Source organism: Streptomyces sp. BI87 (assembly GCF_025957665.1).
Taxonomy (GTDB): Bacteria; Actinomycetota; Actinomycetes; order Streptomycetales; family Streptomycetaceae; genus Streptomyces; species Streptomyces albidoflavus.
Genome location: NZ_CP110079.1, coordinates 1,139,573 through 1,163,826, shown reverse-complemented (window position 1 = coordinate 1,163,826; position 24,254 = coordinate 1,139,573). Strand labels below are relative to the sequence as shown.

General features: G+C 72.2%; 17 protein-coding genes and 1 riboswitch. Of the genes, 10 read left to right on the top strand and 7 right to left on the bottom strand.

The window, feature by feature from the left end:
- The first annotated feature begins 66 nt into the window (after positions 1-66).
- Positions 67-3,192: a ThuA domain-containing protein gene (locus tag OIM89_RS04960; RefSeq protein WP_226964553.1), complete on the top strand. Its 3,126-nt coding sequence runs from the start codon at positions 67-69 to the stop codon at positions 3,190-3,192.
- A gap of 75 nt (positions 3,193-3,267) precedes the next feature.
- Here OIM89_RS04960 and OIM89_RS04955 read toward each other — a convergent pair whose 3' ends face one another.
- On the bottom strand, positions 3,268-4,527 hold the full coding sequence (locus tag OIM89_RS04955) for an MFS transporter (protein ID WP_030698361.1): 1,260 nt from the start codon (positions 4,525-4,527) through the stop codon (positions 3,268-3,270).
- A 151-nt stretch (positions 4,528-4,678) separates the two neighbouring features.
- Here OIM89_RS04955 and OIM89_RS04950 point away from each other — a divergent pair, with 151 nt between their 5' ends.
- Entirely contained in the window at positions 4,679-5,272 is a 594-nt protein-coding gene (locus tag OIM89_RS04950) for a TetR/AcrR family transcriptional regulator (RefSeq protein ID WP_030698362.1), read from the top strand.
- On the opposite strand, the gene OIM89_RS04945 is transcribed toward OIM89_RS04950, so the two are convergent.
- The gene (locus tag OIM89_RS04945) at positions 5,248-6,987 is read right to left on the bottom strand and encodes a stealth family protein (protein WP_030698363.1); all 1,740 of its coding nucleotides are present in this window, start codon (positions 6,985-6,987) and stop codon (positions 5,248-5,250) included. The genes OIM89_RS04950 and OIM89_RS04945 overlap by 25 nt on opposite strands.
- Before the next feature lie 263 nt (positions 6,988-7,250).
- The gene (locus OIM89_RS04940) at positions 7,251-7,829 is read right to left on the bottom strand and encodes a hypothetical protein (RefSeq protein ID WP_226964554.1); all 579 of its coding nucleotides are present in this window, start codon (positions 7,827-7,829) and stop codon (positions 7,251-7,253) included.
- Between the two features lie 258 nt (positions 7,830-8,087).
- Here OIM89_RS04940 and OIM89_RS04935 point away from each other — a divergent pair, with 258 nt between their 5' ends.
- Both OIM89_RS04935 and OIM89_RS04930 read left to right on the top strand, forming a co-directional pair.
- On the top strand, positions 8,088-9,248 hold the full coding sequence (locus OIM89_RS04935; protein WP_264491024.1) for a PhoX family protein: 1,161 nt from the start codon (positions 8,088-8,090) through the stop codon (positions 9,246-9,248).
- Between the two features lie 289 nt (positions 9,249-9,537).
- Positions 9,538-11,454, top strand: coding sequence for a right-handed parallel beta-helix repeat-containing protein (locus tag OIM89_RS04930; RefSeq protein ID WP_264491023.1), 1,917 nt, complete (start codon positions 9,538-9,540; stop codon positions 11,452-11,454).
- Between the two features lie 68 nt (positions 11,455-11,522).
- Here the strand turns inward: OIM89_RS04930 and OIM89_RS04925 are convergent, their stop codons facing one another.
- Positions 11,523-11,711: a hypothetical protein gene (locus OIM89_RS04925; protein WP_175457235.1), complete on the bottom strand. Its 189-nt coding sequence runs from the start codon at positions 11,709-11,711 to the stop codon at positions 11,523-11,525.
- 176 nt (positions 11,712-11,887) lie between these two features.
- On the opposite strand from OIM89_RS04925, the gene OIM89_RS04920 reads away from it, so the two are divergent.
- A complete protein-coding gene (locus OIM89_RS04920) occupies positions 11,888-14,152 on the top strand; it encodes a heavy metal translocating P-type ATPase (RefSeq protein ID WP_195730218.1) in 2,265 nt (754 codons plus the stop codon).
- Positions 14,153-14,228: 76 nt separating this feature from the next.
- Here OIM89_RS04920 and OIM89_RS04915 read toward each other — a convergent pair whose 3' ends face one another.
- Complete coding sequence (locus OIM89_RS04915; RefSeq protein ID WP_195730217.1) at positions 14,229-16,430, bottom strand: discoidin domain-containing protein; 2,202 nt, start codon at positions 16,428-16,430, stop codon at positions 14,229-14,231.
- 682 nt (positions 16,431-17,112) lie between these two features.
- Between OIM89_RS04915 and OIM89_RS04910 the strand changes: the two genes are divergently transcribed.
- Complete coding sequence (locus OIM89_RS04910) at positions 17,113-18,288, top strand: FAD-dependent oxidoreductase (protein ID WP_175457238.1); 1,176 nt, start codon at positions 17,113-17,115, stop codon at positions 18,286-18,288.
- 183 nt (positions 18,289-18,471) lie between these two features.
- Positions 18,472-18,768 (top strand): hypothetical protein, encoded by a 297-nt coding sequence (locus OIM89_RS04905; protein ID WP_030698371.1) that lies wholly within the window; start codon positions 18,472-18,474, stop codon positions 18,766-18,768.
- 59 nt (positions 18,769-18,827) lie between these two features.
- On the opposite strand, the gene OIM89_RS04900 is transcribed toward OIM89_RS04905, so the two are convergent.
- Both OIM89_RS04900 and OIM89_RS04895 read right to left on the bottom strand, forming a co-directional pair.
- Positions 18,828-19,355 (bottom strand): GNAT family N-acetyltransferase, encoded by a 528-nt coding sequence (locus OIM89_RS04900; protein ID WP_030698372.1) that lies wholly within the window; start codon positions 19,353-19,355, stop codon positions 18,828-18,830.
- Positions 19,352-20,620, bottom strand: coding sequence for a helix-turn-helix domain-containing protein (locus OIM89_RS04895; protein WP_030698373.1), 1,269 nt, complete (start codon positions 20,618-20,620; stop codon positions 19,352-19,354). The genes OIM89_RS04900 and OIM89_RS04895 overlap by 4 nt, the downstream gene beginning before the upstream one ends.
- Before the next feature lie 159 nt (positions 20,621-20,779).
- Between OIM89_RS04895 and OIM89_RS04890 the strand changes: the two genes are divergently transcribed.
- The 3 genes from OIM89_RS04890 (at position 20,780) to metE (ending at position 24,135) form a co-directional block, all read left to right on the top strand.
- Positions 20,780-21,187, top strand: a complete 408-nt coding sequence (locus OIM89_RS04890; protein WP_175457239.1) for an ATP-binding protein — start codon at positions 20,780-20,782, stop codon at positions 21,185-21,187.
- Positions 21,184-21,378 carry a hypothetical protein gene (locus OIM89_RS04885; RefSeq protein WP_030698375.1) on the top strand — a complete coding sequence of 65 codons (195 nt, stop codon included), beginning with the start codon at positions 21,184-21,186 and terminating at the stop codon, positions 21,376-21,378. The genes OIM89_RS04890 and OIM89_RS04885 overlap by 4 nt, the downstream gene beginning before the upstream one ends.
- 104 nt (positions 21,379-21,482) lie before the next feature.
- A riboswitch (cobalamin riboswitch) is annotated at positions 21,483-21,632 on the top strand.
- A gap of 184 nt (positions 21,633-21,816) precedes the next feature.
- Positions 21,817-24,135 carry a 5-methyltetrahydropteroyltriglutamate--homocysteine S-methyltransferase gene (gene metE, locus OIM89_RS04880; RefSeq protein ID WP_030698376.1) on the top strand — a complete coding sequence of 773 codons (2,319 nt, stop codon included), beginning with the start codon at positions 21,817-21,819 and terminating at the stop codon, positions 24,133-24,135.
- The last annotated feature ends 119 nt before the right edge of the window (positions 24,136-24,254 follow it).

The window sequence follows — 24,254 nt, the reverse complement described above, 5'->3', positions numbered from 1 at the left end:
GCCCCCGCCGGGAGCGCACCGGACCGGACGGGACCCCCACCGCACGAGCCGCAGAGAGGACCGCACATGCGCCATTCCGCACGCGCCCTACGGAGATCGGCCGTCGCCCTCGGCAGCGCCCTGCTCCTGGCGCTGACCGCCCTGCCCGCCACCGCCGCCGCGCCCGCGGAGGAGGCCGAGGCCGACTTCCGCGTCCTGCTCTTCACCGGCGCCGTCGGCTACGTCCACGACTCCATCCCCGCCGGCATCACCATGTTCGAGGAGGAGGCCGAGGAGAACGGCTTCGAGGTCGTCCAGAGCGAGGACCCGGCCGTCTTCGACGCCGAGAACCTCGCCGGGTTCGACGCCGTCGCCATGCTCCAGAACTCCGGCATGGTCTGGGAGACCGAGGAGCAGCGCGAGGCGATGCGCGGCTACGTCGAGGGCGGCGGGGGCATCGTCGCCGTCCACAACACCCTCGACATGGGCGTCGAGGAGGAGTTCCCCTGGTGGGACGAGTTGATCAACGGCGGCGCCCACATGCCCGCCCACTCGCCCGGCGTCCTCCAGGGCACCGCCAAGGTCGCCGACCGCGTCCACCCCTCCACGAAGCATCTCCCGGACCGCTGGGAGCGCGCCGAGGAGTGGTACAACTTCGACGCCAACCCGCGCGGTGACGTGCACGTCCTGGTCACCGCCGACGAGACCACCTACGACCCCGGCGACGAAGCGATGGGCGCCGACCACCCCATCTCCTGGTGCCGTACCTCCCAGGGCGGCAAGGTCTGGGCCACCGCCATGGGCCACGACGCCGCCTCGTACCAGGAGGAGGCGTTCCGCGAGCACGTCGTCGGCGGCCTCCAGTGGGCGGCGGGGAACGCGCCGGGCGACTGCGGCGGCACCGTCTGGGACGGGTACGAGAAGGTCACCCTCGACGACAACACCGCCGACCCGATGGAACTCGACGTCGCCGCCGACGGCCGGGTCTTCTACGTCCAGCGCAGCGGCGAGCTGAACATCTTCGACCCCGCCACGCACACCACCCGCACCGCCGGCAAGCTCGACGTGTACACGGGCGGCGAGGACGGCCTGGTCGGCATGGAACTCGACCCGGACTTCGCCGAGAACCACTGGGTCTACCTCTACTACGCGCCGGCCGGTGCCGAGGAGGACGTCAACCGGCTCTCCCGCTTCACCGTCGAGAACGGCACCCTCGACAAGGAGAGCGAGAAGAAGCTCCTGGACGTCCCCGCCTACCGCGACCGCACCTTCCCCGAGCCCGGACACACCGGCGGCGCCGTCGAGTTCGGTCCCGACCGCACCCTGTACCTCGGCGTCGGCGACGACGTGCCGCCCAACCTCGACCCCGACTGGCAGGGGTACGCCCCGCTCGACTGGCGCGAGGGCAAGGAGCGCCTCGACGCGGCCCGTACCGCAGGGAACACCAACGACCTGCGCGGCAAGATCCTGCGCATCACCCCCACCGACGAGGGCGGCTACACCATCCCCGAGGGCAACCTCTTCGCCGAGGGCACCGAGGGAACCCGCCCCGAGATCTACGCGATGGGCTTCCGCAACCCCTTCCGCTTCACCGTCGACCAGAAGACCGGCGACGTGCACGCCTCCGACTACGGCCCCGACCGCGGCCTGCCCACGACCGACCGCGGACCCGAGGGCCTCGTCGAGTACAACGTCATCAAGAAGGCCGGCAACTACGGCTGGCCCTTCTGCCACGGCGACAACCAGCCCTACGCGCCCTACGACCCGGACACCGGTGACGTGGGGGAGAAGTTCGACTGCGACCACCTCGTCAACGAGTCCCCCAACAACACCGGCCTGAAGGAACTCCCGCCCGTCCAGCTCCCCGAGGTCTGGTACGGCTACGGCGACTCCGAGACCTTCCCCGAGGTCGGCAGCGGCGGCTCCGCCCCGATGAGCGGCCCCGTCTACCAGTACGACGCGGACAACCCCTCGCCCACCAAGTTCCCCGCCTACTACGACGGCGCGGCCTTCTTCTACGAGTGGTCCCGCGACTACGTCAAGGAGATCCGCTTCGACGACGAGGGCTCCCTGCTGAAGATCAACGACTTCCTCTCCACCAGCGAGTTCAGCAAGCCCATGGACATGACCTTCGGCCCCGACGGCTCCCTCTACCTCCTCGAATGGGGCTCGGAGTTCGGCGGCGGCAACAACGACTCCGGCCTCTACCGGATCGACTACGCCCAGGGACAGCGCAACCCCGTCGCCAAGGCCGCCGCCTCCGTCACCGACGGCCCGGTCCCCCTGGAGGTCGGCTTCACCAGCGAGGGCAGCGAGGACCCCGACGGCGACTCCCTGGAGTACGCCTGGGACTTCGACGGCGACGGCACCTGGGACTCCACCGACGCCGCCGCCACCCACACCTACACCGAGAAGGGCGACTTCACCGCCCAGCTGAAGGTCACCGACTCCAGCGGCAGGTCCGGCTACGCCAACATCCCCGTCACCGCGGGCAACACGGCGCCGAAGGTCACCGTCGAGACGCCGGCCGACGGCACGCTCATCGAGTTCGGCGACAAGATCCCGTACAAGATCACCGTCACCGATCCCGAGGACGGGGAGATCGACTGCTCCGACGTGGTCCTCAACCCGGCCCTCGGCCACGACGACCACGAACACCCCACCACCGACCTGCGTGGCTGCGAGGGCACCGTCGACACCGGTGACCTCGGCGGCCACCCCGAGGGCGCCGACCTCACCTACGTCCTCAACGCCCGCTACACCGACCACGGCGCCGAGGGCACCAGTGAGCTGACCGGTTACGGCCGCTCCGTCCTCCAGCCCCGCCACAAGCAGGCCGAGTACCACGACGACCAGTCCGGCACCCGCGTCGTCAGCCAGGAAGGAGCCGAGAACGGCAAGCGGATCGGGGACATCTCCGACGGAGACTGGATCGCCTTCGACCCGATGAGCGTGGAGTCCGGCGTGGGCAGCGTCACCTACCGCCTCTCCTCACCCGAGGGCGGCGGCGCCGTCGAACTGCGCGCGGGCGCCCCCGACGGCGAACTCCTCGCCACCACCCCCGTCCCGGCCACCGGCGACTGGGACGCGTACGAGGAGACCGACCCGGTGGACGTCGCGGCCCTGGCCGGGACCCACAAGCTCCACCTCGTCTTCACCGCGCCGAACGAGAACTCCTTCGACCTCGACTCGGTCACCTTCCACGCCCCCTGACCGAGCCGGCTTCCGGTAGCGGTACGGCAGATGGATGGGCCGTCCGTCCCCCCAGGAACGGGCGGCCCATCCCGTTCAGGGACGGCCCGCGCCGTCGTCCAGCGGCGCGGCCGCCGTGCCGTCCGGCTGCGGCGGTACGGCCGTCGCGGCCACCCGGGGGCCGCGCGGCCGCAGCGCCGGGGCGAGCAGGGCGGCCACCACCAGCAGGCCGAGCACCACGCCCATCGTCGGCCGCAGCCCCACGTGGTCGGCGAGGAAGCCGAGCGAGGGCGGCCCGACCAGGAAGGCGAGGTATCCGGCGGTGGCGACCGCGCTGACCCGGGCGGCGGCGCCCTCGGGGTCGTCGCCCGCCGCCGAGATGCTCACCGGGAAGCCGAGCGAGGCGCCGAGCCCCCACAGCACCACCGCCGCACCCGCCACCAGCGGACTCGGCGAGAAGACCACCAGGGCGACGCCCACCGCCGCCACCACCGCACTGGCCCGCACCACGGCCGCCCGCCCGAACCGCTCCAGGAAGGGCCCGCCCGCGAACCGGCCCACCGTCATGGCGACCGCGAACGCCGTGTATGTCAGCGAGCCGGCGGTGGCGCTCACCCCGTGCCCGTCGACCATCAGCAGCGGCAGCCAGTCGTTGGCGGCGCCCTCGGTGAACGCCATCACCAGCACGATCACCCCGATCAGCACCAGTCGCCCGTCCCGCCACACCCGCAGCGCCGCCAGCCGGTCCTTCGGCCCCGCCGAAGCCTCCGGCGCCGCCTCCCGGCCGGTCCCGGCGGGCACCGAGCGCACCGCCCAGACCGTGGCCGCAGCCGACAGCGCCGCCACCGCCAGCAGATGGGCGCCGACCGGGAACCGCGCCGCCGTCAGCGCCAGGCCGAGCAGCGCCCCGAGGACCGTGCCGAGGCTGAAGCAGCCGTGCAGCACCGGCAGCACCGGCCGGCCGATGCGCCGCTCGACGGCCGCGCCCTCGATGTTGACGGCCACCTCGGCGAGACCCAGTCCCGAGCCGAACAGGGCGAGCCCCGCGAAGACCCCGCCCGCCAGCGACCACGCGGCGCCGCCCGCGGTCACCGCGAGCCCGGCGGTCAGCACCGCCGCGCCACCCCACATCACGGCCCGCCCGCCGTACCGCCGCACCAGCGGCCCGGAGACGAGCACCCCGGCCATCGAACCCGTCGACAGCCCGAACAGCACCACGCCCATCCCGCCGGTACTCACCTCGAGCGCGTCCCGCACCGCCGGCGTCCGTGCCACCCAGGAGGCCATGCCGACCCCGGAGACCAGCATGAAGACGAAGAGGGCGGCACGCCAGCGGCGGGTGGCCTGGTCCAGCACGGCAGAATCCTCGGCAGACACGGGGAGGGAACGTACGGTCGTACGCCCCCGGAGTGTACGACCGTACGCCCGGTAGCCGCACCCCGTCTCCGCGCCCGGCGCTACCGTGAGGCCCCGGCGGCGCACCCGCACCGCACGACCAGGAGGACCAGTGGCGACCGGAAAGACCGACCCCGACCGGCGGGAACGCATCCTCGCCGCCGTGCTGGACCTCATCGCCGAGGACGGCGTGGCCGGCGTCTCGCACCGCAAGGCGGCGGCGCGGGCGGGGGTGCCGCTGGGCTCGATGACCTACCACTTCGCCTCGATGGACGAACTGCTCCGCGAGGCGTTCACCCGCTTCTCCTCGACCGTCGTCGCGGTCTTCGAGGAGCGCCTCGGCGCCGCCACCACCGCCGACGAGGCCCGCGCCGCCGTGGTCGGCCTCGTCCACCACCTCTCCAGCGGCAACCAGCGCGACCTGATCCTCACCCAGGAGCTCTACACGCTGGCCGCCCGCCGCCCCGCCTACCGCGAACTGACCCGCGCCTGGATGGCCCGCAGCCGCACCATCCTGGAACGCCACTTCGACCCCGACACCTCCCGCCAGCTCGACGCCCTCATCGAGGGCCTCTCCCTCCACCGCGCCCTGGACACCGAACCGCACGAACGGGCGGTGACGGTGGAGGCGGTGGAGCGGATCACCGCCGGGGGCACCTCAGACGGTCGCGAGGGTGCCGGTCAGGCCGGGCCGCCACGCTCGTAGCGGCTGGGGAAGGGGAAGTACGTCTCCAGGAAGGTGTGGATCCTCCGGTTGATGGCGTCCTGCTCCTCGGCAGGGCTGTTGACGTCGTTGAGGCAGAAGAAGTCGAACCGGCGGTTGGCCACCAGCTCCTCCAGTCGCTCCTCGGCGTCCGGCCGGGCCACGTCGATGTACCGGGTCTTGTACGTGCCCGGCACGGCGCGACCGGTCAGGAACGCCTGGTGGTGGTGGAAGGAGGCGCCCATGGCGATGTCCGTCGGGGCGCGGAACCGGGACCGGGCGGTGCGGTCGACCTCCTCGGCGAAGCGCTCCTCGATCTCCCGCATGACCGAGCGGATCTGCGGGTGCGGGGTGTGGGCGAACTTGTTGACGGTCATCCGCCCGTGCTCCTCGCGCAGCAGCCGCCGGACGTTCTTGCCCGCCGAGTTGGGCGCGGGCTCCTCCGGGTGCGGGGCGCCGAGGCCCAGCTGCGAGGGGGAGAAGGGCAGCTTGGCGATGCCGTTGCCGTGGAAGAAGTGGTTCGGGGTGACCGGGCGGCCGAGGAAGATGTCGTCGTTGAAGTACAGGTAGTGCTCGGACAGGCCCGGGATGCGGTGCAGCTGGGTGCCGATGGCGTGCGAGTTGAAGACCGGCAGGGCTTCGGGGGAGCGGAAGATGTCCTTGTGGTCGACGACCTGGATGCCCGGCGCCGAGGTGTCGAGCCAGGAGGGGGTCTGGCTGTCGGTGACGACGTAGATGTTGCGCAGGAAGGGCGCGTACATCTCCAGGGAGCGCAGCGAGTACTTGAGTTCGTCGTGGCTGGCGTAGCGGGAGGCTCCGGCCTCGCGGGAGGTCGCGCCGGGCGCGCCGCCGGTCCGGTGCGCCTCGCGTTTGGCGGCGAGGGCGGGATCGTCGCCGTCCACCCAGGTGTAGACCACGTCGAGCGGGAAGTCGACCGTGTCGATGACCGGCTCGACGAAGTTCTCGAAGGTCGGATGAGGATGTCCGCCGATGGTGCGGACGGCGGGAGTCTGCGCCTGTGCGGGCACCACGTCGGAGATCGCGTTCTGCCGGGGCCCCACCAGAGCGCCGGCCAGCAGAGCCGGCGGTGCCTGGTACCGCAGGCCGCGGAGCAGCTCCGTCGCGCGCTCGCCGCCCTCTGCCGCTTCGCTCAGCAGTTGCTCGCCCTCCCGCCAGAACTCCACGTCGCAGCCGCGGACCAGCCCGGCGAGTAGCTGGCCGGACGGGCCGAGGAGGATCTCGCCGAACCTGATGACGTTCCGCCGCTTCAGCTCGACCGGCAGCGCACCCTCCGCGTAGAGCGCGGCCTGTTCCGGCCAGGCGTTCTGGCCCGGCTCCGCCGCGTAGAGGGCGGTGGTCGTGTACAGCTCCCGCAGGGCGCTCAGCAGGGCCTTGCGGTCGGAGAGGCGGATGCCGACGACGTACCGCTGGACCGAGCGGCCGGGCACCATGAAGTAGTCGACGCCCGCGTGCCGCAGGGCCTGAGTGACCAGGCCGAGGTTGCGCTCGGCCGCCTCGGCCTCCTCCAGGCTGTGCACCCGGCGCCCTATCCAGGTGCGCTCGCCGGCTTCGACCTCGGCCAGATCCGGGTCGCCCGCCAGCAGGGCTTCGCGCCGCTTGGCCGCCTTGCGCGCCGCCTGTTCGGCCTCGTCGGCCACGGGCGCTCCGCGCCGCGTGTCACGGCGCAGACGGGAGAGGAGCGGCTTGGGCGTCGACATGCGCGTCCGATCTGATCAGGCCGACGGGGGAGGCGGTCCCTCGACCGGCCGGGCGAGGATGCCGCTGCCTCGGCGCGTTCTCCATACCTGCTCAGACTGTCCTTGGACCGTGGCTCGCCGCTACGCCTCCCGGGCAAGCGTGAGACGCCTGTGCCCCATTCGCCACCGAAATGCGTCCTTTTCCCGTACAACCTTTTGGTTCGGGTGTCCACGCGCGCGGGTCCCGGCGCGTGCCGGGACCCCTGCCACGCTCCGCAGTACCCCTACCGCTGCTCCCGCCAGGCCGGCGGCCTCGCGTTGATGTGGGCCGGGAACGGGATGCGCAGGGCGTCGGGGCGCATGCCCTGGGTGAGGAGGGCCTGGAGGACGGCGTCCGCGTGCTGGGTGGTGGCGGTGATGTAGTGGCCCTGGCGGGAGACGAGTTCGAGGCCCGGGCCCGGTTCGAGGACGAGGCTGGTGGTGCTCGTGTGGCGCTTGTTGGCCTTGGAGAACTCGGCGCGGCCGGCGTAGGCGATGGCTCCGGCGGGCAGCTTGACCGTCTTGCGGTTGAAGGAGCCCTCCAGCTGGCCGTTCTTCAGGCGCAGGTGGACGGAGTAGGTGTAGCGGGCCAGCGCCCAGAAGAAGAGGAAGCCGACGGCCGCGACGCCGAGCGCGCCGAGCGTCTTCAGGGGCACCGACCACTCCTCGCCCTCGCCCATGAACCAGCCCATCACCCCGCCGAGCACGGCGCCCGCCCCACCGGACACCCACACCACCGTCTGCGAGCCGAGCCGGTGGGTCCATTCGAAGACCCCGGCCGACACTTCGCCGTTCCTGGTCACGTACTGCGTGTTCTCGCTCATGAGCTCCCCCGTCGCCTCATCGCGGGCCCGGACCTCCCCGGGCGCCGCCCACCTCGTGGGCGTGCGGTGGACTTTACTGTTCCTTTACGCGTTGTGCCATGGGTGGTGGCACCCATCCGGGGCTGAAAGGCGAGGTCGGGGGCGTGTCCGCTGTTCACCGGTTGTCCATGTTCGGTCAATTGGGGGGCTCTAGGGTTCCGGCCGAGCGGGACCCCCGGCCAACGGGCCGGAGGGCGGACTACACCCCACGGAGTGGCAGTGGAACGTCGAACCTTCCTGCGCACCACGGTCGTCGGCACCTCGGCCGTCGCCCTCGGCGGCAGCCTGTGGGCCGGCACCGCCCACGCGGCCCCGGCCCAGCCGGGACCCGGCCCCTACGGCCCGGTCGGCTCCGCCGACGCCCAGGGCATCCGGCTGCCCGCCGGCTTCCGCAGCCGGATCGTCGCCCGGACCGGCCAGCGGGTGGCGGGCACCTCGTACACCTGGCACCCCGCGCCCGACGGTGGCGCCTGCTACGCCGACGGCAGTGGCTGGATCTACGTGTCCAACTCCGAGGTGAGCCCGGACGGCGGGGCCGGGGCGATCCGCTTCTCCTCCTCCGGCGACATCACCGGTGCCTACCGCATCCTCTCCGGCACCCGCACGAACTGCGCTGGCGGCAGCACCCCCTGGCAGACCTGGCTCTCCTGCGAGGAGGTCGACCGGGGGTACGTCTACGAGACCGACCCGTGGGGCGTGAAGGCGGCGGTGCGGCGGGACGCGATGGGCCGTTTCAAGCACGAGGCGGCGGCCGCCGACCCGGTCCGCAAGGTGATCTACCTGACCGAGGACGTCTTCGACGGCTGCTTCTACCGCTTCATCCCCACCACCTGGGGCGACCTCTCCGCCGGCCGGCTGGAGGTGCTGCGGATGGGCTCCGGCACCAGCGGCGCCGTCACCTGGGCCGCCGTCCCCGACCCGTCCGGCGCCGCCACCGCCACCCGGAACCAGGTCTCGGGCGCCAAGCGGTTCAACGGCGGCGAGGGCTGCCACTACGCCGACGACACCTGCTGGTTCACCACCAAGGGCGACAACCGGGTCTGGCGGTACGACGCCGTCGCCCAGCGCCTCGACCTCACCTACGACGACTCGCTGGTGACCGGCGGCGCCGCGCCCCTGACCGGCGTCGACAACGTCACCGGCAACTCCTCCGGCGACCTCTACGTCGCCGAGGACGGCGGGTCGATGGACATCTGCCTCATCACCCCGGACGACGTGGTCACCCCGTTCCTGCGGATCGAGCGCCAGTCCGCCTCCGAGATCACCGGCCCCGCCTTCTCCCCGGACGGCACCCGCCTCTACTTCTCCAGCCAGCGCGGGACCAGCGGCAGTTCCTCCGGCGGCATCACCTACGAGGTCACCGGCCCCTTCCGCCGCTGACCGGCTCCCGCACCGCGCGTCACCGAGGCCGCCCGGCCGCCCCGCCCCGGGGCGGCCGGGCGGCCTTTCGGCGTGCGCGGACCGTTGACAGGGTCATGGCGTCGATGAAAACTCCCACTGTCCGCCCGCATGCAAGCGACTGAGCTACGCAAAAAACGTGCAGTGCTTGTGTAAGAACGGGTGGACGGCTCGCGTACCGCCTGTGCCGCCGGTAGCCCCCACACCGCTCCACGCCCCCGACGTGCACGCCTGAATCGACTCTGTCGACCCCACGGAAACAGAGGACACCATGCAGTGGAAACACGTCACACGCCGTCTGGCCTGCGGGGTTCCCCTCGCCTGCCTGCTCGCGGCCGGCCTCGCCCCGAGCGCGGCCTCGGCCGCGGACCCGGCGGCGGCCCGGGGCGCGGACGCCGCCCGGAGCGCCGCCGCCGACCGGGGCGCCGACCTGCCGTACACCGCGTACGAGGCGGAGGACGGCACGTACGAGGGGACGCTCCTCGAAGCCGACGAGAAGCGGACCTTCGGGCACACCAACTTCGGCACCGAGTCCTCCGGCCGCAAGTCGGTGCGGCTCGACTCGACCGGCCAGTTCGTCTCGTTCACCTCGACGGCGGCGGCCAACTCGATCGTGGTCCGCAACTCGATCCCCGACGCACCCCACGGCGGCGGCATCGACGCGACCCTCAGCCTCTACGCCGACGGCGAGTTCGTGCGGAAGCTCGCACTCTCCTCCCGGCACAGCTGGCTGTACGGCAACTCCGACGACCCGGAGGCGCTGACCAACACCCCGCAGGCCGACGCGCGCCGCCTCTTCGACGAGTCGCACGCGCTGCTGGAGCGGAGCTATCCGGCCGGCACCGAGTTCAAGCTCCAGCGGGACGCCGGCGACGACGCGGAGTTCTACATCGTCGACCTGGTCGACCTGGAGGAGGTCGCACCCCCGGCCGAGCAGCCCGCCGAGTGCACCTCGATCACCGAGTTCGGCGCCGTCCCCGACGACCAGGGCGACGACACCGACGCCCTCCAGGCCGCCGTCACCGCCGACCAGAACGGCGAGATCGACTGCGTCTGGGTCCCGGCCGGCCAGTGGCGCCAGGAGCGGAAGATCCTCACCGACGACCCGCAGGACCGGGGCGAGTACAACCAGGTGGGCATCAGTGACGTCACCGTCCGAGGCGCCGGGATGTGGCACTCCCAGTTCTTCACCCTGACCGAGCCGCATCTCGCCGACGGCATCAACCACCCGCACGAGGGCAACTTCGGCTTCGACATCGACGACAACGTCCAGATCTCCGACCTGGCCATCTTCGGCTCCGGCCGGATCCGCGGCGGCCGGGACGGCGCCGAGGGCGGCGTCGGCCTCAACGGACGGTTCGGCAAGAACACCAAGATCTCCAACGTCTGGATCGAGCATGCCAACGTCGGCGTCTGGGTCGGCCGCGACCACAGCAACATCCCGGAGCTGTGGGGGCCCGGCGACGGGCTGGAGTTCACCGGCATGCGTATCCGCGACACCTACGCGGACGGCATCAACTTCACCAACGGCACCAGCAACTCCACCGTCGCGAACTCCTCGTTCCGCAACACCGGTGACGACTCCCTCGCCGTCTGGGCCAGCCGCTACGTCAAGGACCCGGCGACCGACATCGGCAGCGACAACACCTTCACCCACAACACGATCCAGCTGCCCTGGCGTGCCAACGGCATCGCCGTCTACGGCGGCCACGGCAACACCATCGAGAACAACCTGATCTCCGACACGATGAACTACCCGGGCATCATGCTCGCCACCGACCACGACCCACTGCCCTTCTCCGGCGAGACGCTGATCGCGAACAACGGCCTGTACCGCACCGGCGGCGCCTTCTGGGGCGAGGCGCAGGAGTTCGGCGCCGTCACCATCTTCCCGGCAGGGCAGGACATCACCGGCGTCACCATCCGCGACACCGACATCGAGGACTCCACCTACGACGGTGTCCAGTTCAAGAACGGCGGCGGCGCGGCCCCCGATGTCGCCATCAGCGATGTCACCATCAGCAAGTCCAACAACGGCGCCGGCATCCTCGCCCAGGGCGGGGCCCGGGGCTCCGCCACCCTCGCCGACGTCACCATCTCCGGCTCCGCCGACGGCGACGTGGTGATCGAGCCGGGCTCGCAGTTCCAGATCACCGGCGGCCCGGCGGGAGTGACGCCGCTGCGCTGAGCCGGTACATACGGACGACCGTGGCCCGGCCTTCCCGCGAGGGGGAGGCCGGGCCACGGCGTGTCCGGTCAGGTGGCCGGGGGAGCGTCGTGGTCCTGGCCGTGCTCCTCTCCCGCCCCGCCCTCCCGGTGCTCGCTGTGCTCGACCGGTGCGGGCGGGGCGGGCGCGGGGCCGAACCGGTCCCCGGCGCCGTACGCCGCACCGAAGGCGACGGCCAGCCCGGCCGCGTACAGCCCGATCCGTACTCCTGTGTTCATGACCGCTCCCTCGTCCCCGCCGGTGCCGGCGCCTGCCGGTGATCTCTCACAAGGTACCCCCTGGGGGTATCAAGTCAAGCGGCCGGAGCCCCTTGCGATCGATACCTCCTGGGGGTATACCTGGCATCGAAGGGTACCCCCTGGAGGTATCCGGGAGCGACGGAGAGGCAGTGGGTATGAACGGCCGGACGACGACAGCGGGCAGCGCGGAGGTCGAACTCGCCATCGGCGGGATGACCTGCGCCTCCTGCGCCGCGCGCATCGAGAAGAAGCTCAACCGCATGGAGGGCGTCGAGGCCACCGTCAACTACGCCACCGAGAAGGCCAAGGTCTCCTACGCCGGACCGGTCGCGGTCGGCGACCTGATCGCCACCGTCGAGGCCACCGGCTACACCGCCCGCGAACCCGAACCGCGCCGCACGGAGAGCGGCCCGGCGGCCGGGGACGACGCCGACGCCCGCGCCGAGGAAGAGCTGCGGCCGCTGCGCCAGCGGCTGGTCACCGCCGTGGCGCTGGCCGTCCCGGTGATCGCCATGGCGATGATCCCGGCGCTCCAGTTCACCTACTGGCAGTGGCTCTCCCTCACCCTGGCCGCCCCCGTCGTCGTCTACGCCGCCTGGCCCTTCCACAAGGCCGCCTGGACCAACCTGCGGCACGGGGCCGCGACCATGGACACCCTGATCTCGGTCGGCACCTCGGCCGCCTTCCTCTGGTCCCTGTGGGCGCTCTTCTTCGGGACCGCCGGAACGCCGGGGATGACCCACCCCTTCGAGTTCACCGTCGCCCGCACCGACGGCGCCGGGAACATCTACCTGGAGGCCGCCGCCGGCGTCACCGCCTTCATCCTGGCCGGGCGCTACTTCGAGGCCCGCTCCAAGCGCCGCGCCTCGGCCGCGCTGCGCTCCCTGATGCAGCTGGGCGCCAAGGAGGTCACCGTCCTGCGCGGCGGCCGCGAGGAGCGCATAGCGGCGGGCGAACTGCGCACCGGCGACCGTTTCGTGGTCCGCCCCGGCGAGAAGGTCGCCACCGACGGCACCGTGGTCGAGGGCTCCTCCGCCATCGACGCCTCCCTGCTCACCGGCGAGTCCGTCCCCGTCGAGGTCGGCGCGGGCGACTCCGTCACCGGCGCCACCCTCAACGCCGGGGGCCGCCTGGTGGTCGAGGCCACCCGGGTCGGCGCCGACACCCAGCTCGCCCGGATGGCCCGGCTGGTCGAGGAGGCGCAGAACGGCAAGGCCGCCGCCCAGCGGCTCGCCGACCGCATCTCCGCCGTCTTCGTGCCGGTCGTCATCGCCCTGGCCGTCGCCACCTTCGGCTTCTGGCTCGGCACCGGCTGGGGGCTGACCGCCGCCTTCACCGCCGCCGTCGCCGTACTGATCATCGCCTGCCCCTGTGCATTGGGGCTGGCCACGCCGACCGCGCTCATGGTCGGCACCGGACGCGGCGCCCAGCTCGGCATCCTCATCAAGGGCCCCGAGGTCCTGGAGAGCACCCGCAAGGTCGACACCGTCGTCCTCGACAAGACCGGCACCGTCACCACCGGCCGGATGACCCTGCTCGCCGTGCACACGGCCGCCTCCACCACGGAGGACGAGGCCCTTCGCCTCGCCGGCGCCCTGGAACACGCCTCCGAGCACCCCATCGCCCAGGCCGTCGCCCGCGCCGCCGCCGACCGCACCGGCCCCCTCCCCGCGCCCGAGGGCTTCGCCGGCGTCGCCGGTCTCGGCGTGCAGGGCGTCGTCGAGGGCCACGCCGTCCTCGTCGGCCGGCCCCGCCTCCTCGCCGAGTGGGCGATCGAGCTGCCCGCGGAGCTGGAGCGCGCCCACGCCGGGGCCGAGGCCGCCGGGCGTACCGCCGTCGCGGTCGCCTGGGACGGCGAGGCCCGCGCGGTCCTGGAGGTGGCCGACGCCGTCAAGGAGACCAGCCCCGAGGCGATCCGGCGGCTGCGCGCGCTGGGTCTCACGCCGGTCCTGCTCACCGGCGACAACCGGGCCGCCGCCGAGTCGGTCGCCCGCGAGGTCGGCATCGAGCAGGTGATCGCCGAGGTGATGCCCGAGGACAAGGCCGAGGTCGTCAAGGGGCTCCAGGCCGAGGGCCGTACGGTCGCCATGGTCGGGGACGGGGTCAACGACGCCGCCGCCCTGGCCCAGGCCGACCTCGGACTCGCCATGGGCACCGGCACCGACGCCGCCATCGAGGCCGGGGACCTCACCCTGGTCCGGGGCGACCTGAGGGTGGCCGCCGACGCGGTGCGCCTGTCCCGGCGCACCCTCGCCACCATCAAGTCCAACCTCTTCTGGGCCTTCGCCTACAACGTGGCCGCCCTGCCGCTGGCCGCCGCCGGCCTGCTCAACCCGATGATCGCCGGCGCCGCGATGGCCTTCTCCTCGGTCTTCGTGGTCGGCAACTCGCTGCGCCTGCGCCGGTTCAAGGGGGCCTGACCCCCACCGCGTACGACGCCGGGAGCCGGCCCCCTGTGCGGGGACCGGCTCCCACTTCCTTGTGCCACCCCGCCCGTCAAGGCAGCGGGAACTCGGTGATCGTCGACGGGATCGTGTCCGACCCCTGGGTGGGCTCGCCGACCTGGTTGATCACGTGGTCGAAGTGCCCGTTGCCGCCGAGCGAGACGGTCAGCAGCCCGTGGAACTTCACCCCGGGCTTGACCGGCGCCTGGAAGCCGTGCTCCTGGCGGATGCTCGGGTCCACGTTGTAGTAGCAGTAGCTGCCGAGCCCCCATCCCTCGTGCGTCTCCACCGAGTCCTCGACCTTGTAGGCCGCGTACCCCCGGGTGCCGCCGTTCTGGATGGCCGCCTGGTTGGGCGCGTCGTACGCCTTCTCGTTCTGGAAGAAGATCGTCCGGCCGCGCTCACCCGCCCACACCACGTCGTACTTGTTGAAGTGCTCCACGAAGAGACCGGTGGCCAGCACGTCGTCGCCGTTGACCTGGACGCCGTAGTCGGCCCGGTTGGTCTCCCAGCCGACGCCCTCGCCGTGGTCGGCGCGCCAGATCCAGGTGTGGTCGATGATCGTGTCGTCGCTGTTGACGACGAGGCTGGTGGTGGCCTTGCCGGGACCGGCGCCGCCGATGCGGATGAAGACGTCCTGCACGGTCGTCGGGTTGGCCGCGTGGTCGGCGGAGGAGCCTTCCTCGCCGATCTCCACCAGCGTCTGGGAGTTCTGGGTGCCGGCGTCGATGAGGAGTCCGGCCAGCCGCACCCCGTCGACGTCGCCGACCTTCAGCGCGGTCACGCCGTTGTCCGGGATGATCGTCGCGTAGCCGAGGCCGAGGACCACGGTGTTCGCCCGGTCGACGTTGATCGCCTCGTCCACGTGGTAGATGCCCGGAGTGAACAGCAGGTGCAACCCCTGGTCGACGGCGGCGTTGATGGTGGCCGCGGTCGCCCCCGGCTTCACCACGTAGAACTGGTCGAGCGAGAGCGACTCGCCCTGCTGGTCGCCCTCCCACGAGACGCCCCGCGCGTTGGCGCGCTTCTCGGGCACGAACACCTTGTAGTCGTCGCCGTCCAGGTACAGGAACGGCTTCTCACGGGAGATCGGCGTGGTCTCCAGCGTGGTGTACGGCGGCTCGGGGAAGCCCTGCGCCGGGGCGCCCTGCACGCCGGAGAAGACCATGTTCCAGACGCCGTTGGTCCAGCCGCCGACCGAGCTGTCGCGGGTGTACCACTGCTGCTGCGAGTAGGGGCCGACGGTGCCGTCGATCTTGGAGTCGGCGATGTAGCCGCCGCTCGCCCAGCCGTAGCCGTCGGGCGCGAGGTTGAGGCCGCCGCGGACGTGCATCCGGCGGAACGGCGCGGCCTGCGACACGGCCCAGCGGTTGGTGCCGTTGACCGGGCTGAGCGAGAGGTTCTCCGCCGAACGCCAGAAGTTCTGCGTGGCGTTGCCGTCGAACCAGCCGGCGTCGACCGTCACGTCCCCGTTGAAGTGGGTGTCGTCGGGGGAGAGGCCGAGCCCGGAGATCCCGGTGTAGAAGCCGATCTGCACATTGAGGTCGTTGTACGTGCCCGGCTTGAACATCAGGGCGTGGCGCCCCTCGCCGAACTGCGCCGACTCCTGCTCCTGGAAGATCTGGTCGACCGTGCCCTGGATGTCCGGCGTCGACGGGTCGAAGACGTGGACGTTGGGGCCGAGGTCACCGCCGGCCTCGATGGGGCCGACGCCGGTGCCTGTTTCGCCGTACACCTGGAACTCCCAGAGCGAGTAGCCGTACTGGGTGGCGCGCTCGGTGCCGGTCAGCCGGACGTACCGGGCGTCGCCGCTCAGCGGGACGGTCTCGGTGCCGCCCTTGCCGTCGGTGGTGGAGTGCGCGGTGTGCCAGCTCTCGCCGTCCTCGGAGAGCTCGATCTTGTAGCCCTTGGCGTAGGCGGCCTCCCACTGGAGGACGACCTCGGAGACGGCGGTGCTGGCGCCCAGGTCGACCTGGAGCCACTGTGCGTCGCTGTCGGCGCTGGACCAGCGTGTCGAGGTGTCGCCGTCGACCGCGAAGGTGGCGGGCGTGCCGTGGTGCTCCTGGCTGGAGGCCGTGACGTTCTTGTTCTGCGAGACGAGCGCGGGCGCCGCCTGCGCCGAGGTCGCCGGGAGCATGACCAGCGCGGTGGCGGTGAGCGCGCCCGCCACCAGCGCCGAGACGCTTCTGCGGTACCGGGAGCGGGGGCGTGGTCCGCCGCCCGGTCGTGGGGGCCGGAGGGACGTGGTGAGCATGTCGGCTCTCCTGAGCTGTCGGGGTGCGGGGGTGGACGCCCGCCGCCTCGTCCGGGCGGTGAGCGGCGGTGCGGGTGGGGCCGAGTGAGCACAGGGAAAGGCGGGAGACCGCCTGGGGAGCGCTCTCCATGGGGGCTGATGGTTCTCCCGGAAACCGGGTGCGTCAAGAGTTGTCACAAGACGTGAAGGAAGTCCCGGCGTGTCGTCAGGAAGTGAAGACGGCCCGGGAGTCGGGCGAAGGATGGGGCGGGCGGGCGCCTGGCCTCCGCTTTCCTCCGGGTGTGGTGCGCGGTGGTGCTGGCGCACGGGTGGCGGGTCCGGGGTGGTTGCCGGGGGAGTGGACGCCTGCCGTGGCGAACGCATGCGTGCTGAACGCATTCGTGCTGAACTTGTTCGTAACGAACATGTTCGTTACGGTGAAGTGGTGACGACGAAGGCCCGTCCCCGGCAGTCGACCCGACAGTCGAACCGAGTCGCGCCGCCGTCCTCGTCCCGCACGCGAACCAGCGATGCGTCCCTCCCTCGCCTTCGCGAGTGCCAACCCCCTGGGACGAAACCTCCGGCACCGCCGCCGAGGGCTGTGACCAGCACCCGCAACGGGCTTCTGGCCCTGGCTGACATCGCGCCGTGCGTCACCCTCACCCGCTCTTTCGCACCCGCGAACACCACCCAAGGAGCCCTCATGACCACCACGATCACCGCGACCACCACCCCCGCCCCCGAACACCATCCCCTCCTCGTCGTCGGTGCCGGACTCGGCGGGCTCACCCTCGCCCGCGTCCTGGCCCTGCACGGCGTCCGCTGCACCGTCCTCGACCTGGACCCCGCCCGCGACGCCCGCCCCCAGGGCGGCATGCTCGACCTGCACGAGGACGCCGCCCAGCGGGGCCTGCGCGAGGCCGGGCTGTACGAGGAGTTCCGCCGCCTGGTGCAGCCGGGCGGCGAGGCCACCCGCGTCCTGGACCGGCACGCCACCGTCCACCACGCCGACGACGCGGAGGGCGGCCGGCCCGAGGTCCACCGCGCCGCCCTGCGCGACCTGCTGCTCGACTCGCTGCCCGCCGGAACCGTCCGCTGGGACGCCAAGGTCACCGCCGTCACCCCGCTCGGCGGCGGCCGCCACGAGGTCAGCCTCACCGACGGCACCCGCCTCACCACCGGCCTCCTCGTCGGCGCCGACGGAGCCTGGTCGCGCGTCCGCCCGCTTCTCTCGGACGCCGTTCCCGCCTACACCGGCATCAGCTTCGTCGAGGCGGACCTGACCGACGCCGACCGCCGCCACCCGCGCGCCGCCGCCGTCGTCGGCTCCGGCCTGCTCTTCGCCCTCGACCAGGGCAAGGGCTTCCTCGCCCACCGCGAACCGGGCGCGCGGCTGCACACCTGCGTCGCCCTGCGCTGCCCCGCCGAACTGCTGGACACCCTCGACCTCGCCGACCCGGCCGCCGCCCGCCGCCAGGTGCTCGCCCACTTCCTGGGCTGGGACGCGGACCTGTGCTCGCTCCTCGCCGACGGTGAGGGCCCGCTCGTCGCCCGCCCCATCCACGCCCTGCCCGTCGGCCACCGCTGGGAGCGCGTCCCCGGCGTCACCCTGCTCGGCGACGCCGCCCACCTCATGTCCCCGTTCGCCGGGGAGGGCGCCAACCTCGCCATGCTCGACGGCGCCGAACTCGCCGCCGCCCTCCTCGCCCACCCGGACGACCCCGAACGCGCCCTCACCACGTACGAGACGGCCCTCTTCCCCCGCAGCGAGCGCTCGGCCCGCGAGTCCGCCGAGAGCCTGGAACTGTGCTTCGGCCCGGACGCGGCCGGACGGCTGGCGGCGATGATGAGCGGGGGCCGGCGGGACGAGGCCGCCTGACGGTGCGGTGGCACGTCCGTCCCGAGGGGGGCCGGGCGGGCTTCGCCGGGGTGAGCTTCGGCGCAGGTGAGGACGGGTGGCGTCCCACGACGTCCCGTGGGACGACGGCGTACCCCCCGTCGGCCCGGCGGTCCGGCTCAATGAAGGGGTCCACCGGTTCGCACCGCTTCGAGGGGGACTCCCATGAGGACACGCCGCACCACCGTCGCCACACTCGCCGCCGCCCTGCTCGGCCCGGGCCTCGCCCTGACCGCCTCACCGGCCTACGCCGCCCCGGCGCCGTCCTGCGTCAAGACGCGGGTCTACAACACCGCCGGCGACTACACCGTCCAGGTCCGGAACGCCTGCAACCGCACGGTCCGCGTCAAGATTGTTATGAGGCTCGGCCGCGACAGCAAGTGCACCACCCTGCGCAAGGGCCAGTACCTGTACCACCGGACCACGGGCCTCCAGACCTGGAAGGAAACGGTCACCTGCTGACGGTCGCCACCGGTCGCGCCGAGGGGCACCCCGGGGACGGGGTGCTTCGTGCTCAGGGCTCAGGACAGCGGCAGCTCCGACATCATCACCGCGAACACCGGGGAGTCGGGGAAGGGCTGGTCCTCGCCCACCTTCCGGTACCCCCAGGACTCGTACAGCGCCTGGACCTTGGGGTGCGTCACGTCCACCAGCAGTACCGCGAGATCGTCGTTCCGTGTGCCCATCAGGGCCCGATGCAGCCGCTCGGCCGTGCCTGTCTTCCGCCACGGCTCGCGCACCATCAGCTCCGAGAGGTGGAACGTGCGGGCCCGCTCCGGCGTCTCGTCCAGATGCTTACGCCACCACTCGCGGCCCTCCGTGCCGGGGGCCCCGTAGGCGAACCCCGCCACCTCGTCCCCGTCGCGGGCGATCACGCAGGCGAAGCCGGGGTGACCTCCCCAGTGGTCCACGAACCAGGGAAACCGCTGCCGGAACTCCTCGTCCTCGGTCACCCCGGAGTACACGTCCCGCTGCGTGTCGATCAGGATCTGCCGGATCTGCGGCAGGTCGTCGCGGGTGTAGTGGCGCAGGGTCAGAGCGGGGGTCATCGGGCTTGGCTCCGTTCGGATCGGTAGCGGTCCACCCACTGGCGGGTGCTGTCAGCGTGCGGTGCGAGGGTGGTCAGGTTTCGGTTGAAGCCCGCCAGGAAAGAGCGCATCCGTCCTGGCAGGACGTTGCCTTGCATGAGTACGAATACCTGCCCGGCCGTGGCGCACGCCTGGTCCACGTCACGCTGGCGAATCTGGGTCAGGGCCAGTTGGAGGGTGGCCAGCGCGCGGTTCCGTCGAAAATGCTGAGGGATGGCGGCCAAGGCGCGATGCGAAGCGGCTTCTGCCTCCGCCGGGTCGCCGATCTTGTTCCGCACGATGGCGGTGATGGCCAGCAGTTCGGGATGCCCGTAGAAGGACACCCAGGTCGGGCGTGGGTCGTTCAGGGATGCCTTGGTAAGGGCTTCTTCCGCGTAGCCGAGCGACCGCAGGGCGGCCTGCCGGTCTCCGCACTCTGCGTGGCCTACGGATGTACGGGCGTGGGCGAGGGAGGCGAGCAGAGGGTCCCGGCGTGCGGCGCGCGTGGTCTGCGCTGTTTGGGCGGCGTGCACTGCCTCGCTGAAGTGCTTTCCCTGGCGGGCCAGCATCGCGTGTGAGTTCCATACACGTAGTTCGGCTTCAGCGGCCGATCCCAGTCCGGCAAGGTGCAGAGCACGGTTGAGGTGTTGCTGGGCGCGGCCGCTCCTGCCGGCATCCACCGCCGACCATGCTGCGGCGGCCGTGTACTCGGCGGCGAGTCCGTACAGCCGCTGTCGAACGCGCTGCGAGGCTGCCCTCTCCTGCAACGCCAGGGCCTGGCTCGCGCCCGCCAGGGCGGACTGTTCCAGTGCTTCGTGTCCGCCCCTGGTCGCATCCAGTGCTGTCAAGGCGTCCAAGCCGTTGCGCAGTCGGATCACATCAGTGGTACCGACCGAGTACGGCCGGGAAGTGATCAGAGGCATGGCGGCGGCTGTAGTCGTGCCTGTCGCGGCGGCCAGGAAGTTCCTGCGGTGCACAGGTGCCTCCGTCCTGGTAGGGCTTCGTCGACCCGCCGGAGGGGTGAATCCCAGTTCCTCGGCGGTACGACTGAATACTGCCTCCAGGGCTTCTCGCTGCCGAGGGTGGGGCCAACGAGTCTTTCCGGTGAGCCAGTTGCGCACTGTGCGATCGCTGACGGTGCCTGCCCTGCCGAGGGCCCGGAGGTAGTCGTTCACAGCCTCCGCCAGCTCTTCCTGGGTGTGCCCCGCCTCTGTGAGCGCCTCCGCCAGGTACGTGTTCGCTGCCACGACGCCAAGGTAGCGGGACAGAGGGTGCGAAGTGCTGTGGATCACGCGAAATTTCCGGCTCTCCGAGAGCGCGATGCAGGCAGCTTTTCCTCACGGGCCGTCATGAGGCGTCGTTCACTCAGTGACGTGCAGCCTTTGAAGCGAGGGGTCCTGATGGCCATGACCACCACAGCCCATCCCACGGGGTGTCCCGGCTACAGCGAAAGCCTCCCCCGCGAACCCGAGAGTGCCGCCCTGGCCCGCCGTCTCGTGCGTACCTCGCTCCACGCCTGGGGCCTTGATCTCCTGGCCGCCGACGCCGCCGTGATCATCACCGAGCTGGTGGCCAACTCCGTGCGGCACGCCCGGCGGGAGTCCATCCGGGTGACCGTCGAGCGGCCCGCCGAGTACCGCGTGCGCCTCGGAGTCGTCGACTTCTCGAAGCAGCGGCCGGTGCGCGGGACGGCGGGCCCCGAGGACGAGGCCGGGCGCGGCCTGGTGCTCGTGGAGGCGCTGGCGGCCGAGTGGGGGACCGAGCTGTTGCCGTGGGGGAAGCGGGTCTGGGCGGAGCTGGAGGGCGAGCGATGAGCGGGCGTAATCCGTGGGCCGGCGACCTGGTCCACGACGAGGAGGCGGACCGGCGCGGGATCGCCACCGATGTACGCGGCGGCACGGGGTGGGTGCTGCGGCCCGAGCGCGGAGTGGAGCGGAGGACCTCCGAACGGCCCGGGCGACTGACGCTGCTGGCGTCCAGGGAGGAGACGCGGGAACGCCTGTAGAGACGCGGCGTTCCGTCATGTGAACACCCACACCCGCGACCCGCCCACCCCCAGCTAGGCTGCCCCGTGCAGCTGGTTCGCCCCGTCCGCCAGGCGGGGTGTCGTAAGAGGGAACCCGGTGGGAATCCGGGACTGCCCCGCAGCGGTGAGTGGGAACGAACGCCGTCATACGCACTGGGTCCGGGGAACGGGTCCGGGAAGCGACGGCCAGTAGGGGTCCGCCTCGGCGGATGTGCCCGCGAGTCCGAAGACCTGCCCGTTGCCCGCGCACGGCGATCCGTGTGCGGACATCCCGGTGACCTCGTGGGCGGGTCGGAGGAGCACAAAGCGGACGGACGGGCGCGCCCTCGGGCGTGGGACTCGCCGTCCGGTCCGTCATCCCTTCGCGTCCCCGTCCTGTCGCCAGGATGCAGGAGACATCTCGCGAAGGAGAGTTCCGTGACAGCGAAGTCCGCAGCCGCGGCAGCACGGTCGACCGTGTACGGCTACCCCCGCCAGGGACAGCACCGGGAACTGAAGAAGGCCGTCGAGGGGTACTGGAAGGGCCGCGTCGGCGCCGACGCCCTCAAGGAGACGGCGGCGGGGCTGCGCCGCGCCAACTGGGCCCAGCTCGCCGAGGCCGGCATCGACGAGGTGCCCACTGGTGACTTCTCGTACTACGACCACGTCCTGGACACCAGCGTCATGGTCGGCGCCGTTCCCCCGCGCCACCGGGCGGCCGTCGACGCCGATCCGCTCGACGGGTACTTCGCCATGGCGCGCGGCAACCAGGACGTGGCGCCGCTGGAGATGACCAAGTGGTTCGACACCAACTACCACTACCTGGTTCCCGAACTCGGCCCGGACACCGTCTTCACCGCCGACTCCGGCAAGCAGGTCGCCGAACTGGCCGAGGCGCTCGCCCTCGGCCACACCGCCCGCCCGGTCCTCGTCGGCCCCGTCACCTACCTGCTGCTCGCCAAGCCCGCCCCCGGCGTCGCCGAGGAGTTCGAGCCGCTCACCCTGCTCGACCGGCTCCTCCCGGTCTACGCCGAGGTCCTGGGCGACCTGCGGGCCGCCGGGGCCGAGTGGGTCCAGCTGGACGAGCCCGCACTCGTCCAGGACCGCACCCCGGCCGAGCTCAACGCCGCCGCCCGCGCCTACCGCGACCTCGGCGCCCTCACCGACCGGCCCAAGCTGCTGGTCGCCTCGTACTTCGACCGGCTCGGGGAGGCACTGCCGGTGCTGGCCAAGGCTCCGGTCGAGGGGCTGGCGCTGGACTTCACCGAGGCCGCCGCCGCCAACCTCGACGACCTCGCCGCCGTCGGCGGCCTGCCCGGCAAGCGGCTCGTCGCGGGCGTCGTCAACGGCCGCAACATCTGGATCAACGACCACGAGAAGTCGCTGGCCACCCTCGCCACCCTGCTCGGCCTCGCCGGCCGCGTCGACGTCGCCGCCTCCTGCTCCCTGCTGCACGTCCCGCTCGACACCGCGCCCGAACGCGAGCTCGACCCGCAGATCCTGCGCTGGCTCGCCTTCGCCCGGCAGAAGACCGCCGAGATCGTCACCCTGGCCAAGGGCCTCGCCCAGGGCACCGGCGCGATCGGCGCCGAGATCGCCGCCAACCGGGCCGCCCTCGCCTCCCGCGCCGACTCCCCGCTCACCCGCGACCCGGCCGTCCGCGCCAGGACCGCCGCCGTCACCGAGGCCGACGCGCGCCGCCCCCAGCCGTACCCGGAGCGTGCCGTCGCCCAGCGCGAGCGGCTGCGGCTGCCGCTGCTGCCCACCACGACCATCGGCTCGTTCCCGCAGACCGGCGAGGTGCGCGCGGCCCGCGCCGACCTGCGGGCGGGCCGGATCGACGCGGCCGGGTACGAGGAGCGCATCGCCGCGGAGATCGCCGAGGTCATCGCCTTCCAGGAGAAGGCGGGGATCGACGTCCTGGTGCACGGCGAGGCCGAGCGCAACGACATGGTCCAGTACTTCGCCGAGCAGCTCACCGGCTACCTCGCCACCCGGCACGGCTGGGTCCAGTCGTACGGCACCCGGTACGTGCGGCCGCCGGTCCTGGCCGGGGACATCTCCCGGCCCGCGCCGATGACGGTGGGCTGGACGACGTACGCCCAGTCGCTCACCGAGCGGCCGGTCAAGGGGATGCTGACCGGGCCCGTCACCATGCTGGCCTGGTCCTTCGTCCGGGACGACCAGCCGCTCGGGGAGACCGCCGCGCAGGTGGCGCTGGCGCTGCGGGACGAGGTGGCCGACCTGGAGGCGGCCGGGACCGCGGTGATCCAGGTCGACGAGCCGGCGCTGCGGGAGACGCTGCCGCTGCGCGCCGCCGACCGGCCCGCCTACCTGGCGTGGGCGACGCGCGCCTTCCGGCTCACCACCGGCGGCGTGGCGCCGGCCACCCAGATCCACACGCACATGTGCTACGCGGAGTTCGGCGACATCGTGCGGGCCATCGACGACCTCGACGCCGACGTCATCAGCCTGGAGGCGGCCCGCTCCCACATGGAGGTCGCGCACGAACTCGCCGCCCACGGCTATCCGCGCGAGGCCGGTCCCGGGGTCTACGACATCCACTCGCCGCGCGTCCCGGGCGCCGAGGAGGCCGCCGCCCTGCTCCGCGAGGGCCTGGCGGCCATCCCGGCCGGGCGGCTCTGGGTCAACCCCGACTGCGGGCTGAAGACCCGCGGCTGGCCGGAGACCCGCGCCTCCCTGGAGAACCTGGTGGCCGCGGCCCGCACCGTCCGCGCCGCGCTCGACGCCTCCTGACCGGTGCCGCGCCCGGGGAGGTAGGGCCGGGCCATTCACCCGAATGGAGTAATGCCGTACGTCCCCGGGAGGCGGCTCCCGGCCCTCCCGGAGGCCCGCGTACGCCTTGCCGCACGCAA